The 14025-nt window shown below is 64.2% G+C and carries 14 protein-coding genes; 5 read left to right on the top strand and 9 right to left on the bottom strand.

From position 1 onward, the window contains the following. Positions 1-28 precede the first annotated feature (28 nt). Positions 29-1441, bottom strand: a complete 1413-nt coding sequence (zwf, locus tag AOP77_RS00175; protein ID WP_062207758.1) for a glucose-6-phosphate dehydrogenase — start codon at positions 1439-1441, stop codon at positions 29-31. 126 nt (positions 1442-1567) lie between these two features. Between zwf and AOP77_RS00170 the strand changes: the two genes are divergently transcribed. Further along, a complete protein-coding gene (locus AOP77_RS00170) occupies positions 1568-1885 on the top strand; it encodes a YidH family protein (RefSeq protein ID WP_061964625.1) in 318 nt (105 codons plus the stop codon). Next, positions 1882-2226, top strand: a complete 345-nt coding sequence (locus AOP77_RS00165) for a DUF202 domain-containing protein (protein WP_062207755.1) — start codon at positions 1882-1884, stop codon at positions 2224-2226. Before AOP77_RS00170 ends, AOP77_RS00165 begins: the two co-directional genes overlap by 4 nt. Positions 2227-2235: 9 nt before the next feature. Here AOP77_RS00165 and AOP77_RS00160 read toward each other — a convergent pair whose 3' ends face one another. Next, complete coding sequence (locus tag AOP77_RS00160; RefSeq protein ID WP_062207752.1) at positions 2236-3132, bottom strand: SDR family oxidoreductase; 897 nt, start codon at positions 3130-3132, stop codon at positions 2236-2238. A gap of 194 nt (positions 3133-3326) precedes the next feature. Here AOP77_RS00160 and AOP77_RS12295 point away from each other — a divergent pair, with 194 nt between their 5' ends. Both AOP77_RS12295 and tal read left to right on the top strand, forming a co-directional pair. Next, positions 3327-3500, top strand: a complete 174-nt coding sequence (locus tag AOP77_RS12295) for a hypothetical protein (RefSeq protein ID WP_160300018.1) — start codon at positions 3327-3329, stop codon at positions 3498-3500. Positions 3501-3572: 72 nt separating this feature from the next. Further along, positions 3573-4685, top strand: coding sequence for a transaldolase (gene tal / locus AOP77_RS00150; protein ID WP_062207746.1), 1113 nt, complete (start codon positions 3573-3575; stop codon positions 4683-4685). A gap of 50 nt (positions 4686-4735) precedes the next feature. Here the strand turns inward: tal and AOP77_RS00145 are convergent, their stop codons facing one another. From AOP77_RS00145 to AOP77_RS00115, 7 genes are all read right to left on the bottom strand, one after another. Next, positions 4736-5974 carry a sugar ABC transporter permease gene (locus AOP77_RS00145; RefSeq protein WP_062207743.1) on the bottom strand — a complete coding sequence of 413 codons (1239 nt, stop codon included), beginning with the start codon at positions 5972-5974 and terminating at the stop codon, positions 4736-4738. Further along, positions 5971-6774, bottom strand: coding sequence for an ATP-binding cassette domain-containing protein (locus AOP77_RS00140; RefSeq protein ID WP_236685717.1), 804 nt, complete (start codon positions 6772-6774; stop codon positions 5971-5973). Before AOP77_RS00140 ends, AOP77_RS00145 begins: the two co-directional genes overlap by 4 nt. Before the next feature lie 10 nt (positions 6775-6784). Beyond that, positions 6785-7909 (bottom strand): substrate-binding domain-containing protein, encoded by a 1125-nt coding sequence (locus AOP77_RS00135; protein ID WP_084622043.1) that lies wholly within the window; start codon positions 7907-7909, stop codon positions 6785-6787. Next, positions 7906-9135: an ROK family transcriptional regulator gene (locus AOP77_RS00130; protein ID WP_084622041.1), complete on the bottom strand. Its 1230-nt coding sequence runs from the start codon at positions 9133-9135 to the stop codon at positions 7906-7908. Before AOP77_RS00130 ends, AOP77_RS00135 begins: the two co-directional genes overlap by 4 nt. Positions 9136-9223: 88 nt before the next feature. Continuing rightward, positions 9224-11230, bottom strand: coding sequence for a YhgE/Pip domain-containing protein (locus AOP77_RS00125; protein WP_062211177.1), 2007 nt, complete (start codon positions 11228-11230; stop codon positions 9224-9226). 23 nt (positions 11231-11253) lie between these two features. Further along, positions 11254-11871 (bottom strand): hypothetical protein, encoded by a 618-nt coding sequence (locus AOP77_RS00120; protein WP_062207736.1) that lies wholly within the window; start codon positions 11869-11871, stop codon positions 11254-11256. Beyond that, positions 11871-12515: a TetR/AcrR family transcriptional regulator gene (locus tag AOP77_RS00115; protein ID WP_062207733.1), complete on the bottom strand. Its 645-nt coding sequence runs from the start codon at positions 12513-12515 to the stop codon at positions 11871-11873. Before AOP77_RS00115 ends, AOP77_RS00120 begins: the two co-directional genes overlap by 1 nt. A gap of 166 nt (positions 12516-12681) precedes the next feature. Here AOP77_RS00115 and AOP77_RS00110 point away from each other — a divergent pair, with 166 nt between their 5' ends. Then, positions 12682-14007, top strand: a complete 1326-nt coding sequence (locus tag AOP77_RS00110; RefSeq protein ID WP_084622039.1) for an Nramp family divalent metal transporter — start codon at positions 12682-12684, stop codon at positions 14005-14007. Positions 14008-14025 lie beyond the last annotated feature (18 nt).

Here is a 14025-nt window from a genome sequence, read left to right as displayed (position 1 = left end):
CGTGCTGCCTGGGGTGAAGTGAGGGTGGCTATTCGTGACCGTGGAGCGCCTGAGGGTTGTGCCAATGCGTGTGCTCCGCGATGAGGGCATCGGCTTGGAGTGGCCCCCAGGACCCCTGCTCGTACGGAATGCACTTGGGGCGGTCGGTCAGGATGTCGTCCACGACCTCCCAGGCGGCCTCGACGGACTCCTCACGGGTGAAGAGCGCGCCGTCGCCGTTCATGGCATCAGTCAGCAAGCGCTCGTACGGTGAACGCTCCTCAGGACTCTCGGTGTGCAGCACGAGCTCCTCGGGTTCGCCCACGAACTCCTCGCCGGGTGTCTTGACGCGCGCAGAGATGGCGATCTCAGAGACGGGGGATAGCCGGAAGCGCACGTAGTTGCCGCGCTGAAGTGTGTCCAGCGCATCGTCGAATAGTGACTGCGGCGGGTGCTTGAACTCGACCACCACTTCGCCCGCCGTGCGCGCGAGGCCCTTGCCAGTACGCAGGTAGAAAGGAACGCCAGCCCAGCGCCACGAGTCGATCCACAGCCGCACCGCCGCGTAGGTCTCGACGTCGGAGTCCGGCGCGACGCCGGGTTCATCTCGGTAGCCCACAAACTGACCGCGAACGATGTCGTCCCGGGTGAGCTTGCGCATGGCCTTGAACACGTCGACCTTGGCCGACTGGACCGCGCCATACCCCTGATATGGCGGTGCATCCATCGCCAGTAGCGCGACGATCTGGAAGAGGTGGTTTTCGATTACGTCGCGCAGAGCGCCGGCGGATTCGTAGAAACTACCTCGACCCTGGACCCCAAAATCTTCGGCGACAGTGATCTGCACGCTGGAAATGTAGTTGCGGTTCCACAGCGGCTCGAACATCGCGTTGGCGAACCTGAAATACAACAAGTTCATGATCTCTTCCTTGCCCAGGAAGTGATCAATACGGAAGACCGAATCCTCGGGGAACGCATCGGAAATCACGGCATCCAAGGCGAGCGCGGACGTCAGGTCGCGGCCGAAGGGCTTCTCCACCACCACGCGCGCGTTCTCGTTGAGGCCCTGCTTCTTCAGACCCCCCACCACGGTTCCAAACAAGGTGGGCGGAATCGCGAGATAGTGCGTCGCGTGAGTGGTGTCTCCGAGTGCTTCACGGAGTTGCTCAAACGTGGAGTCTTCGTTGTAGTCACCGTCGACGTAGCGCAGCAGGCCGAGGAGCGTGTCCATCGCGCCCTGGTCATCGATGCCATCGCCGGACGCGGAGACGGCGTCGTGGGCTCGCTTCTTGAGGTCGTCTAGACCCCAGTCGGAATGTGCGACGCCGATGATCGGCACCGTCAGATTCCCGTGCTTCACCATCTGATACAGAGACGGAAAGATCATCTTGCGAGCAAGGTCGCCGGTGGCGCCAAAGAAGACAAATGCGTTGGAGGTCTTGTGGTGGACGGGGCGGGCCATGGCACTCCTAGGTTGTGACGATGCGTGCACCTCTCACCCTAGTCATCAAGCCGTATCGATGCAGGTAGCGCTCCCACGCAAGCCGCGCGAGAATAGCCTGATAGCGCGGGGTCAAAGGAGAAAAGAATGCCCGATGCACAAGTGTCATTGGCCAATGAACGCACCTTCTTGTCATGGGTGCGCACGTCACTTGCTCTTGAGGTTACCGGTGTCGCCATCGTGGCGTTCGATCTCCCGATCTCGCGTGGTTGGCAGATCGCCTCGGGGCTCATGTTCGCGGCCCTTGGCATCGCCGCTGCGGTGCAGGCGTGGCTGGGATGGCGGGCCACCGATCGGGCCCTGCAGCGTGGAGCTGAGGTTCCAGCGCCATCGTCCGCCGTAGTCATGGTCATAGGAGTGGTGGCCGCCGTGCTGGTCCTGGGTGTGGGAGCACTTCTCGCATGAGCGCACGTGGTCGACAGCGCGCGGCGGAGGAGACGCTACTCGCCTGGCGCCGCACCGCGCTGCAGGTGGGTCTGGCGGCGGTCGTTGCTGCGCGTGGTTTGGCACAGCAATTTGGGGTGGGCGTAGTCCTGGTGGCGCTGTGTGCAGTTGCGCTGGCCGTGGTGGTGCACGCTTCTGCCAGCCGAGCGTATTCACGGGCCGCACATTCCGACGGTTCGGTCTCTCAGCGAGCGCTCTCCAGTTTGGAGTCTCCACACATTCGACTCACCCTGATTGCTGCCGGCAGTATTGCCGTTGGGCTTCTGTCGGTGGGGTGGATGGTGGAGCAGTTGCTGCGCTGATGATGTCCATCATGGCGTAGGCAGGCCACCGTTCACGTTGATGGTCTCGCCCACCACATAACTGGACTCTGGTGACGCCAGGAATACGTAGGCAGGAGCGAGTTCTACTGGCTGGCCCATGCGGCCCAATGCTGTGTTCTCGCCAAAGTGCTCAATCTTGTCCTGAGGTTGTCCGTCGGTGACCTGCAACACCGTCCAGATAGGCCCGGGTGCCACCGCGTTTACCCTGATGCCCCGCGGGGCAAGCTGCATTGCGAGCCCCTTGGTGAAGCCATTGATGCCAGCCTTAGTGGTGGCGTAGTCCACCAGAATTGGGGACGGCTTGTACGCCTGAACTGACGTGGTGTTGATGATGGTTGAGCCCGGTTGCAGGTAGGTAAGTGCCGCGCGGGTGATCCAATGCATGGCGTAGAGGTTGGTCTTCATCGTCCGATCAAACTGCTCATCGTCAAGGTCCTCTAGGTCTTCCGTAAAGATCTGGTGCCCGGCGTTGTTGACGACAATGTCCAAGCCACCCAGTGCATCGGCCGCCGTCGACACGAGTTCCGCGCAGAAGTCACGGTCCCTGATATCTCCGGGAATGAGTTCGGCAATACGTCCTTCGGACCTGATCACCTCGGCAATGTGGTCGGCATCTACTTGCTCGCTAGGAAGGTAGTTGAGTGCGACGTCGGCTCCCTCCCTCGCGAAAGCGATGGCGACTGCTGCGCCGATTCCCGAGTCGCCTCCGGTGATGAGAGCCTTGCGACCCGTAAGCCGCTCAGTTCCGCGGTAGGACTCTTCTCCGTGGTCGGGCTTCGGATCCAGGCGTGCATCTATGCCGGGAACGCTTTGCCGCTGGCGCTGAGGCTTGATGTGCGAGAACCGTTTTGAAGGGTCGGTGAGTGCCAACTGATCGTCAGTCATTGTGATTCCTTTCAGATACAAGGTGCAGTCCCTCAGCAGTTTCAGATTAAGGAGAAGCACTCCAGGTTGCACGGCGAAGGTTGCTTATTTCGCCCTCTGCGGAAATTGACCCACGGTGGTGCGGGCGTGCTAGACCTGAGGGTGTGCCAGGCGTGCCCGCCCGGTGCACGACCCATATGCGAGAGGTGAGCGTCATGCCAGAGAGCCACGACCGGTCAGAGAAGCACGTTGAAGACCACGAAGAGATCAAAGAAGCTGAAAAGCAGATGGGCAAGGGGGAAGACGATGCTGAGGCCAGCGCCGTCCGCACCGTCACTAAGGAGCAGTCGCGCAAGTTCGAGACTGAGGACGACAGCGATACCGAATAGCCTGGTGACGTAGCCCCTTCACCACACAGACTTCATTACCCCGTATTTTCATCCCGTAATCATGGAGGACAAGTGTCCGAGCACTCTGCAGCACTAAAGCACCTATCAAAGGCTGGCGTATCCATTTGGCTTGATGACTTGTCACGTGAGCGTCTGAATACCGGCTCGTTGGCGGCGGACGTTGCCGAACATCACATCGTGGGGGTGACGTCCAACCCCAGCATCTTTGCCAAGTCAATTGGCGACCCGGACACGACGGACTACGACCGTCAACTCGCGGACCTGCGCGAGCGCGAGGTGACGGTAGGCGAGGCAGTGCGCATGATGACCACGGCCGACGTCCGCGGGGCATGCGACGTGCTGGGCGAGACCTACGAGCGCACCAGCGGGGTGGACGGCCGCGTGTCGATCGAGGTGAGCCCGTTCTATGCTCGTGACACCGCCAAGACCATCGCCGAGGCTCGCCAGCTGCACTGGCTGGTCGACCGCCCCAACGTGCTGATCAAGATTCCCGCGACCAAGGAGGGTCTGCCAGCGATCCGCGCCGTGTTGGGTCAGGGTATCTCCGTCAACGTCACGCTGATCTTCTCCCCGGAACGCTACAAGGAGGTCCTCGAGGCCTTCCTGCTCGGTCTTGAGGATGCCAAGGCCAACGGTCTCGACCTGTCGCGCATCGAGTCGGTCGCGTCGTTCTTCATCAGCCGCATCGACTCCGAGGTGGACAACCGACTGGGAGAAGCGGGGCCGAACGCCGAGCTGCGGGGGACCGCGGGCATTGCAAGTGGACGCCTGGCGTACGAGCACTTTGAAGGCGTGATGGAGTCTGACCGTTGGAGGGCGCTCGCGGACGAGGGCGCACACCCCCAGCGACTGCTGTGGGCCTCAACTGGGGTCAAGAACCCGGACTACCCGCCCACTATGTACGTGGACGAGTTGGTGACCGAAGACGTCGTCAACACGATGCCTCAGGCCACGATCGACGCGGTTGCCGCGGCGGGCCAGGACCACTTCTCCGACACCATCAAGGGCACCTACGAATCCGCTCACGCGGTCATGTCCGGGCTCGCCGATGCGGGAGTCAATATGGCTGAGGTCACGCAGTTGCTCGAGGACCAGGGTGTTAAGAGTTTCTCGGACGCGTGGCAGGGCCTGCTCGACGGCATCGAGAAATCCCTCAAGGGCTAAATTCCGCATCGCCATTCACGGTATCGCCCGCACCGAAGCAACTCGGGGAGCTAGGCGATACCGTGAACGGCCCGCGAGCGGCGCGAGATGGCGTCCACGATCACCGCGAGAAGTAGCACCGCGCCGGTGACCATGTAGCGCACGGACGAGTCGAGGCTGAGCAGCGTCAGGCCGCTTGAGATCGACATGATGACCACGATGCCAAGCAGCGCCGACCAGGCTGACCCGCGCCCGCCAAACAGGCTGGTGCCGCCGATGACGGCCGCGGCGATTGCCGTCAGGTTGACGTCACTGCCGCCCGAGCTCTGATTGGCGGCCGCCAGGCGCGCCGCAGCCAGAATTCCTCCGAGCGCCGCGAACGTGGTCGCCGCCATAAACACGGAGATGTAGACGCGATTGACGCGGATCCCCGCACGGCGTGCTGCCTCGACATTGCCGCCTACGGCATAGACCGAGCGGCCCCACTTAGTGCGGGTCAGCATGTAGTTGGCGCACACCACGAGCATGACGAACAGCACGAACATGAGCCCAATCCCACGGTCCTTGTTCAGGTACCAAGACCCGAAGCCCAGCAGGAGAAGAAGCGAGAGCGCGCGGATGGCAGTCTCGGTGATGTGCATGGAGCCCAGCCCCGCAGCGGCTCGGCGGCGTTGCGCCCGGAAAGTGACCCAGAAGTACAGGCCGGCGGCTGCGACGGCGGCAATGTAGGAGACGACGTCGGGCAGGAACATTTGTTGTGCGAAGCGCACGATCCACGAGTCAAAAGGAAGGTTGATGGAACCATCGTCGCCCAGCACCCACAACTGAAGACCAAGCACGCCGAGCAGGCCGGCAAGCGTGATGATGAACGTGGGAACACCAAAGCGCGTGTAGAGGAAGCCGTAGAACGCGCCAATCGCGGCGCCGGCGAGCAGCGCGACAATGATCGACGCAACGACGGGCCAGTCCCATTGCACGAACGTCACGCCCAGGATCGCGGCGGCGAGGCCGCTGATTGACCCCACGGAGAGGTCGATCTGACCGAGCAGCAGTACCAGTACCACTCCAATCGAGATGGTGCCGACCGCAGCGCACTGCAAAGCCAGGTTCACGAGGTTGGGAGCCGTCAGGAAGGTGGGGTTGAGGATCTGAAAGACCACCCAGATGATGACCAGGCCGATGACGACGGGGGTCGATCCCAAGTCGCCGTCGCTGAGGCGCTGTTTGAAGGCGAGCAACGAGTCGCCGATGCGGCGCTGTTTGGAGGTGGCTGTCACGACGCGGTTGCTGCCGGTGGTTGGCGTCGTCATGCCTGCGGGCCTTCCGTAGATGCTTGCGCGCGGCGGCTGACGGCGTTATCGGTGGCGCCGGTGATCGCTGCGATGATTTGCTCGTAACTCACGTCCGGAACACGGAACTCACCGTTGTTCTTGCCCAGTCGAAGCACCACGACGCGGTCGGCGACGGCCTGCACATCCGCCATGTTGTGGCTGATCAGGACCACGCCGAGACCGTTCTCACGCAGGCGCTCGATCAAATTGAGTACCTCCGCGGTCTGGGCCACTCCAAGTGCGGCGGTGGGCTCGTCCAGCACCACCACGGCTGGGTCTCCGACGAGTGAGCGTGCGATTGCGACAGTTTGGCGTTGTCCGCCCGATAGCGAGGCGATCGGGGTGCGAACCGTGGGTAGCTTGGCGGAGAGTTGGCGCAGGAGGGCCCACGCTCGCTGCTCCATCTCGACCTCGTCGAGGGCCATGTCGCCCACCTCGCGGCCGAGGAACAGGTTTGCGACCACGTCGAGGTTGTCGCACAGTGCGAGGTCCTGGAAGACAGTGGCGATGCCGAGCTCACGGGCGTCAGCGGGGGAGTCAATCGTGACCTGTTCGCCTTGGTGGAAGACCTCGCCTGAGGTGGCACGGTGGTCCCCGGCCAAGATCTTCACAAGCGTGGTCTTTCCAGCTCCGTTGTCGCCCACCACGGCAACGACCTCACCCGCGTAGACATCGAAGTCCACTCCTTGCAGCGCCTTGACCGCCCCAAAGTTTTTGGTCACGCCCCGCAGCGAGAACACCGGCACTTCCTCCACTACGTGGAGATCTTCGATGGGCACTGGTGCCTCCCTATTCGATTCCGGCGTCGGCACACGCGGACGCGTACTCGGGGGTGCAGATTTGGTCGACCGTGTAGAAGCCGTCGGCAACTACGGTGTCCATGATGTTGTCCTTAGTCACCGAGACCGGGTCGAGCAGCGTGGTGCGTACCCCGTGGACGTCTTGGCCAGCGCTCACGGCACCGTCGGTCAGTAATTCAAACGCAGCATCGGCCGCAGCCTTTGCCTGGGTGGGAATGGCCTTGTACACGGTCATGTACTGATCTCCCGCGATGATGCGCTGAATAGCGGCGAGTTCGCCGTCCTGCCCCGTGACGGGGGGAAGTGTGTGGACCCCGGCGGCTTTGAACGCGGCGATCGCCCCTCCCGCGGTGCCGTCGTTCGCGGCATATACTCCCGCAATTCGGTCTCCGTGCTGCACTACTTGACCGGCGGCCCACTCCTGGGCCTTGTCGGGGCTCCAGTCGGGCGAGTCGTATTCTGCAATCACCTTCAGGTTTGACTTGTCGATCACCGAATGGGCGCCGTCCTTGAAGTCCTGTGCATTGGGGTCTGTGGGCGAGCCGTTGATCATGATGATGTCGCCGTTAGCGTCTCCGTTCGAGGTCATGCCGTCCACCAGCGCGACGCCCTGCAATTCGCCCACAGACTCGCCGTTGAAGGACACGTAGTACGCGATGTCCGCGTCGGCTATCTCGCGGTCGTAGGCAATCACGGGGACGCCCCGCGCATTGGCGGCGACCACGATCGACCTCGCCGCGGAGGAGTCCACCGCGTCCAGGACGAGGACGTCGATGTCCTGGGTCAGCGCGGACTCGGCCTGCTGCTGCTGCTTGGAGGCATCGCCGTCGGCATTGGAGTAAATCAGGTCGCAACTGGGGCAGACCTCCGTCAGGCGCTCCTCGAACACGGGGTGATCCACGGCCTCGTAGCGCGTGGTCTTGGACTCCGGAAGCAGGAAGGCTACTCGGCCGCCATCGCCAGAGCCGTCGTCGGCACTACTCGGACCGCAGCCGGACAGGGCGAGCGCGATGAGTGCGAGCGTTGCGATACGAGCCCCGCCCGCTCGGGCGGCGCTGCCCAACGTTGTCCCGCGTGGGCGCGGTGCCCCCGGCGGCAGATTTCCTGACGTCATGAAGCGACGGCCTTGGTGTGCGTGGTGTGAGCGCGCTGCTTGCTGTCCGAGACGGCGCTGTCGGTAAGCACGCTGAGCTGATCGATCGCGTAACTCACGGCACCGAGTACTTCAGCGCGGTTACCCAGTTGCCCCTGGATGACCTCGGGAGCGTTCTCCGGAGCGACCAGCAGGGACCGCTCGAGGGTGTGGCGCAGCGGACCGAGCAGAATTTCGCCTGCGTTCGCGAGGTCGCCGCTGACTACGACGCGTTCAGGATCCAGGATGTTGCATAGATCCGCGGTAGCGACGCCGATGAGGTGGCCGACGTCGGCAATCGCGCGCACGAATCTGGCCTCGCCGCCCACGGCGCGGCTGACTACGTCCTGAAGCTTGAGACCGCGGCGGTCGGAACGCAGCGGCTCGATAATCGCGGAAGCGCCCACGTACATCTCGAGGCAGCCACGTTTGCCGCAGCGGCACAGCGGTCCCTGCTCGTCGACGGTGACGTGTCCGAGCTCTCCGGCAATGCCGTGGTGCCCGCGCCACACCTTTCCGCCCAGCACGATTCCGGCACCGATGCCCTCTGAGACGTTGATGTAGATCATGTCGCCGCGGCGGCGTGCGGCTCCACGGCGGTATTCGGCCAACGCGCCGAGGTTGCAGTTGTTGTCCACAAAAACGCGGCAGTTAAGAGCTTCTCCCAAGGACTCGGAGACGTTGACACCGTCCCAGCCGCGCATGATGCCTGGGCGCGAGATGAGCCCGGTGCGTTTGTCGATGGGGGCCTCGATCGCGACGCCCACGGCCAGCATCTCGCTGAGGTCGGTGTCCAGCGACTCGAACATGTCCGCAAACATTCGTGCCAGGCGACCGAGTTCGGCGTCCGCTCGGTGGTCTTTGGCGAGGGGCAGGTGATGCTCGGCGACTACCTGTTGCGCGACATCGGCGATGACCACGCGCAGGTGTCGCTGCGCGATATGCACTCCGCCCACCAACCCCAATTCGTGGGCGAGGGTGACGAACTGTGCTCGCCGGCCGCTGCGGGTGGACTGAGTGGTGTTCAGGATGCCCTGTGCGGCGAGTTCCTTGACGATGTTGGAGACGGTCGCGGGGGACAGGCCCGTGGCGCCCACGAGTTCCACCTGCGTCAGACCACCGTGCAACTTGACCGCGTCGACGATTCGCGCGCGATTAGCCTCGCGCAACGACGTTTGGGAGCCCGGCGTTGGGCGGCTGGTGGTCACTCCACAAGGTTACACGGGGCCATCGCACGGCCCGTGCTGGTTCCCGGCGAGGCGTCACACCCGGCGTCACGGGTGGGACTGGCGGGAGTCAACCGATCAGGCTGGGCTGCAGATCGCGCAGGGTGCGCTGGTGGGTCATACGCACCACGCCGATCGCTGCGATTGCAAGCGACGCGATCAGCCAAATCCCTAGCACCCCGGCGTCGCCCCATGCGGTGGTCGCGCTGCCGCCGTACATGGTCTGCCTCATGCCATCCACCGCGAAGGACATAGGCAGGACGTGGTGCAGGGCGGCCAATGGACCAGGTAGCGTCTGCCACGGGAACGTCCCACCGGCCGTCACCAGCTGGACCACCATGAGCACCAAACCGAGGAACTGCCCCACGGATCCCAGCCACACGTTGAGTGCGAGGATCATCGCGGCAAAGGTCAGCGAGGCCAGCGCCATGAGGCCGTAAGTCGCGAGAGGGTTGGCAACGTCGAAGCCAAGCACCCCGGAGACGATGACGAACAGCCCAATCATCTGCGCTGCTCCCAGTAGCCCTGGAGTGAGCCAGCCTGCCGCCGTGATGCGCAGGGGAGAGTGCAGCGCGGTGATGGCACGACGGGAGACCGGCCTGACGATCAGGAACAGGGCATAGATGCCGATCCAGGCGGCCAGCGAGATGAAGAAGGGGGCCAGGCCGGCACCGTAGTTGCCCGCAGTGGTCACACTGGAGTTCTCCAGGCCCACGGGGTCAGCAATGGTCTCCGCCTGGTTCGCTCGCAGCTCCGTCGAGGAGTCTGGTATTTGAGTGACTCCATCCTGGAGTCCGTCTCGTAGCGTCGCGGTGCCGTCATGAAGCGTCACGATGCCCGCGGCAAGGTCGGTGGCGCCATCAGCGGCATCGGAGGCCCCGGAGGACAGCGAGGACGCGCCGTCGGCTGTGTCGCTTGCCCCGTCGCTCAGCGTGGCGCTACCTGCGGCGGCCTTGGCGGCGCCGTCACTCAGGGTGGAACTGCCATCGGCCGCTGTTGATGCCCCGTCGCGGAGTTGTTCGCTGCCCGCTGCCGCCTCGCGTGCGCCGGTCGCGAGTTGGTCCACCTGGACGGCGAGGGCCTGGACCTGGGCGTTGCCGTCCTTGATCTTTGCGCCTAACGGGTCGATCGCGGAAAGTACTTTGTCTATCTGAACTTGAGTCAGTCCTTGGGCCGCGAGCTCGTCGGCTATCGCCTGCCGTGCCTGCGGCAACTCGGCGACCGCCGCGTCTGCTTTGGCCGCGGCATCGTCCGCCTTGGTGGCGAGCAGAGTGTTGCCGTCGGCCACTTTCTGAATGCCGTCCGCGAGCGTGGAGGCCCCGTTCGACAACTTCTGGTTGGCCTCAGCGAGAGCTTTCGCGCCGTCCGCTAGGGCGTCGTTCGCGTCGGCGAGTGTCCTTGCCCCGGCGGCTAGATCGTCCGTGGCCCCCGCGAGCGTGGTCGCGCCGTCGGACAAGGTGGAGGTCCCCTCAGCGAGTTGCTGGGAGCCCGCCTCCGCGTCATCGCTGCCGTCGACCAATTGCGTAGCGCCTTCCGCGGCTTCCACGAGCTGACCGCGGATATCCGACAGGCCCAGCAGGAACTGGTTGGCGGCCTCTTCGTTGACCTTCTGCACAATCGACACCCGGATGGCCTCCGCCGCCTGCTCGCCAATGCTGGAGGCAAGGTACGCGTTCGTGTCGTTGGTGGTCAGCACCACTTGCGCCTGGTGAGGATCCTCGGTCGACGCCGAGGCGAGGGAGGCGGAGAAGTCGCTCGGGAACGTCACGGAGAAGTCGTAGGTGGCGCCGTCGACGCCGGTCGTGGCATCGGCCGTGTCCACGATGTGCCAGTCAAAGCGGCCGTCATCGACAAGTTCCTGCGCGACTTCCTGGCCGTAGTCGCGCTGGGCGCCGTCGACGCTCGCGCCGGTGTCCTCGACCACGATCGCCGCGGGAACTCGGTCGAGCCGCGCGTACGGGTCCTGGTTGGCCCACAGGTACAGCCCGCCGTAGAGGATGGGCACGCACATGAGCGCAAACAAGGCGATCATTGCCATAGGGCTCGAGGTGAGGCGCCGCACCTCGGCGGTAATCATCTGGGGGATCTTGACGTGAAGTTTCACGCTTCTATGCCTTTGTTCGAGTTTGAAACACCCAGCGCAGCGGCCGATGCAGCACCGGCGACGACGGCCACGGCAAGTCCGCGTGCGGCGAGGTCGAGCGCGGTGTCCCACCATTCGGTGGGGCTGCCGCCGTGACGGTCGGGGGAGACGATGATGAGGCCGTCGACCTCTGCGCGCAGCGTGGCGAGCTCGGTGAGCAGGCGCACGCGGTGGCGTGGTGGGACGGTTGAGATGGAGTCCTTGGAGTACTCGGCGAGATCGAGTTGGGCGAGCAGGCGGCGTACGGCCGCGCGGTTGGACGGTAGGCCCGCGAACATGAGCTCCTCGGCGGTGACGCCGGCGACGGTCACGTTCGGCGCCGGTTCGCACACCTCTGGCGCGTCGACAAGCGCGACGCGGCGACGAATGTTCGACCAGTCGGCCTGGACGTCGTCGAGGGTGACGACGCCCGATGCGGGGCGCATGCGGCCCGAGGCAATGAGGCCCACGATGGTAGGGCGCTGCTCGGTTTCCGCGAGGATAAACGTCACGCTGCCCGATTCAATGGTGGCGGTCACCGCGTCAACCGCACCGTGCCCTGCCCCCTTGGTGACGTTGCCGAGGGTGAGGATCACTACTTGGCTCCCATGCTCACGTGCAGGATGGGGTGAGTGTCGATGAGCTTCTCCGCGCCTCGCCAGCTCATGCCTGCCGTGCTGAGAGCACTCAGGATCACCAGTCGGTGACCTCGTTGGAGGCTCATCCTGGCGCGCGTAGCCTCGTCGAGCACGGCGAGAGCGCCGCCCTCGATCAGGCGCGCGAGGGTCTTGGGCGCAATGTCCGAGCGGATGTCGTTGTCGCGGACGCCGCGCGCGATGGTTTCCTCGAGGCGAGAGCGCAATGGCGCGAGGGCCGCGGCGACCTGCCTGCGATGCGGTCCGCGCAGCGCGAAGTTGGCGAGCGCGCGAGCGTGGTTGACCTCAGCCCAAAGGGTCGCCCCCAAAAGCGCTAGCTCGACGAGCGCGTCCTCGTGTTCCACGCTGGCCACCGAGGTGGCGATGCGCGATGCGCCGCGTGTCAGAGTCTGCTCGACAATCGCGTCGCGGCCGGAGAAGTGTCCGTACACGGCGCGGCGACTCAGCGACGCTGCAGCGGCGATGTCGTCCACCGACGCGTCGGGGTTGATCGAGAGTACGGCCGCGGCGGCGCTCAGGATGATCTCGCGGTTCTCGGCAGCGTCGCGGCGCTGTGGGCGATCAATAATGGCGGGAGCGGTCATGTCGCCATTCTATAACTTGCACAGCAATGTGCAAGTTATATTTCGATTGGCACGCTGCCGCTCCCGTGTCGCATACGGCGCTGCGCGCTTCGCGATGTCTTTCTCACGCTACCGCCGATGCCTCGATGGCGCATGGGCCCCGTGGGTCGGTGTTAAATTGTTCGGTATGCCGAACTTTGACCACGTGCCGCTGCCCGAGAGGGCCGCCGTCGTCAGCGAGGCATCGGAATTCGAACGAGCATCGGCCGCTCGAAAGAAGAAGCCGGAGCGCGGTTTGTGGCGGCTGCTCGGCCCCGCCTTCGTGGCGGCCGTCGCGTACGTGGACCCGGGCAATGTCGCCGCGAACCTCACCGCAGGAGCCAACTACGGATACCTGCTGGTGTGGGTACTCGTGGCCTCGAACGCCATGGCGGTCCTCATTCAGTACCTGTCTGCGAAGCTGGGGCTTGTCACGGGCAAGTCACTGCCAGAGCTGTTGGGAATCCGCCTGCGCACGGGTAGCCGGCGTGTCTATTGGCTTCAGGCGGAGGTGATTGCGGCCGCCACCGACGTTGCCGAGGTGATCGGCGGGGCGATTGCGCTGAACCTGCTGTTCTCCATCCCGCTGTGGTGGGGCGGACTCATCACCGGCGCCATCTCGATGGTGCTGCTCGCCATCCACAGCAGGCGCGGGCAGCAGCCTTTCGAGTTCGTCATCATCGGCATGCTCGCGGTGATCGCCTTCGGCTTCCTCGCCGGTCTTTTTGTCTCCGACGTGAGTTGGGCCGATGCTGCTGCAGGCCTCGTGCCTCGCTTTCAGGGTTCGGAGACCGTGCTCCTCGCGGCGTCGATGCTCGGAGCAACCGTCATGCCGCACGCGATCTACTTGCACTCCGCTCTCGCGCGCGACCGACATCGTCCACAAGGCGTGCCTGAGGAGCCCGCCCATGAGGACCACCAGCTCACGCGGCGCCTACTGAAGGCCAACCGTTGGGACGTAGGTGTGTCGCTCATCATCGCTGGTTCGGTGAATATCGCGATGCTGTTGCTTGCCGCGGCGAGCCTGCGAGGAGTGGCGGGCACTGACACGATTGAGGGGGCGCACGCTGCCATTCAGAGCGCGCTTGGCCCCGGCATTGCCATCATCTTCGCGGTTGGGTTGCTCGCCTCGGGTCTGGCTGCAACCTCCGTAGGTGCGTACGCGGGTGCGGTGATCATGGGAGGCCTCATTCAGAAGCGTATTCCACTGCTGGTGCGCCGCTTGGTGACCCTCATTCCTGCGCTGATTCTGCTCGCTCTGGGAGCTAATCCGACGTGGGCCCTGGTGATGTCCCAGGTGGTGCTCAGCCTCGGCATTCCGTTCGCGCTGATTCCCTTGGTGCGACTCACTGGTAGCCGCACGGTGATGGGACGGTTTGTGAATCCGCGTTCCACGCAAGCCATTGCGTGGTTGGTGGTTTCGCTCATCGTCGCTCTCAACGTGGCACTCGTGGTCATCACGTTTGCGGGCTAGCAGGCTGTAGAGGTGTGC

This window comes from Demequina oxidasica (assembly GCF_000975115.1).
Lineage (GTDB): Bacteria > Actinomycetota > Actinomycetes > Actinomycetales > Demequinaceae > Demequina > Demequina oxidasica.
Note: the sequence above shows the minus strand (reverse complement) of the source record. Positions and strands in the feature narration are given on the sequence as shown.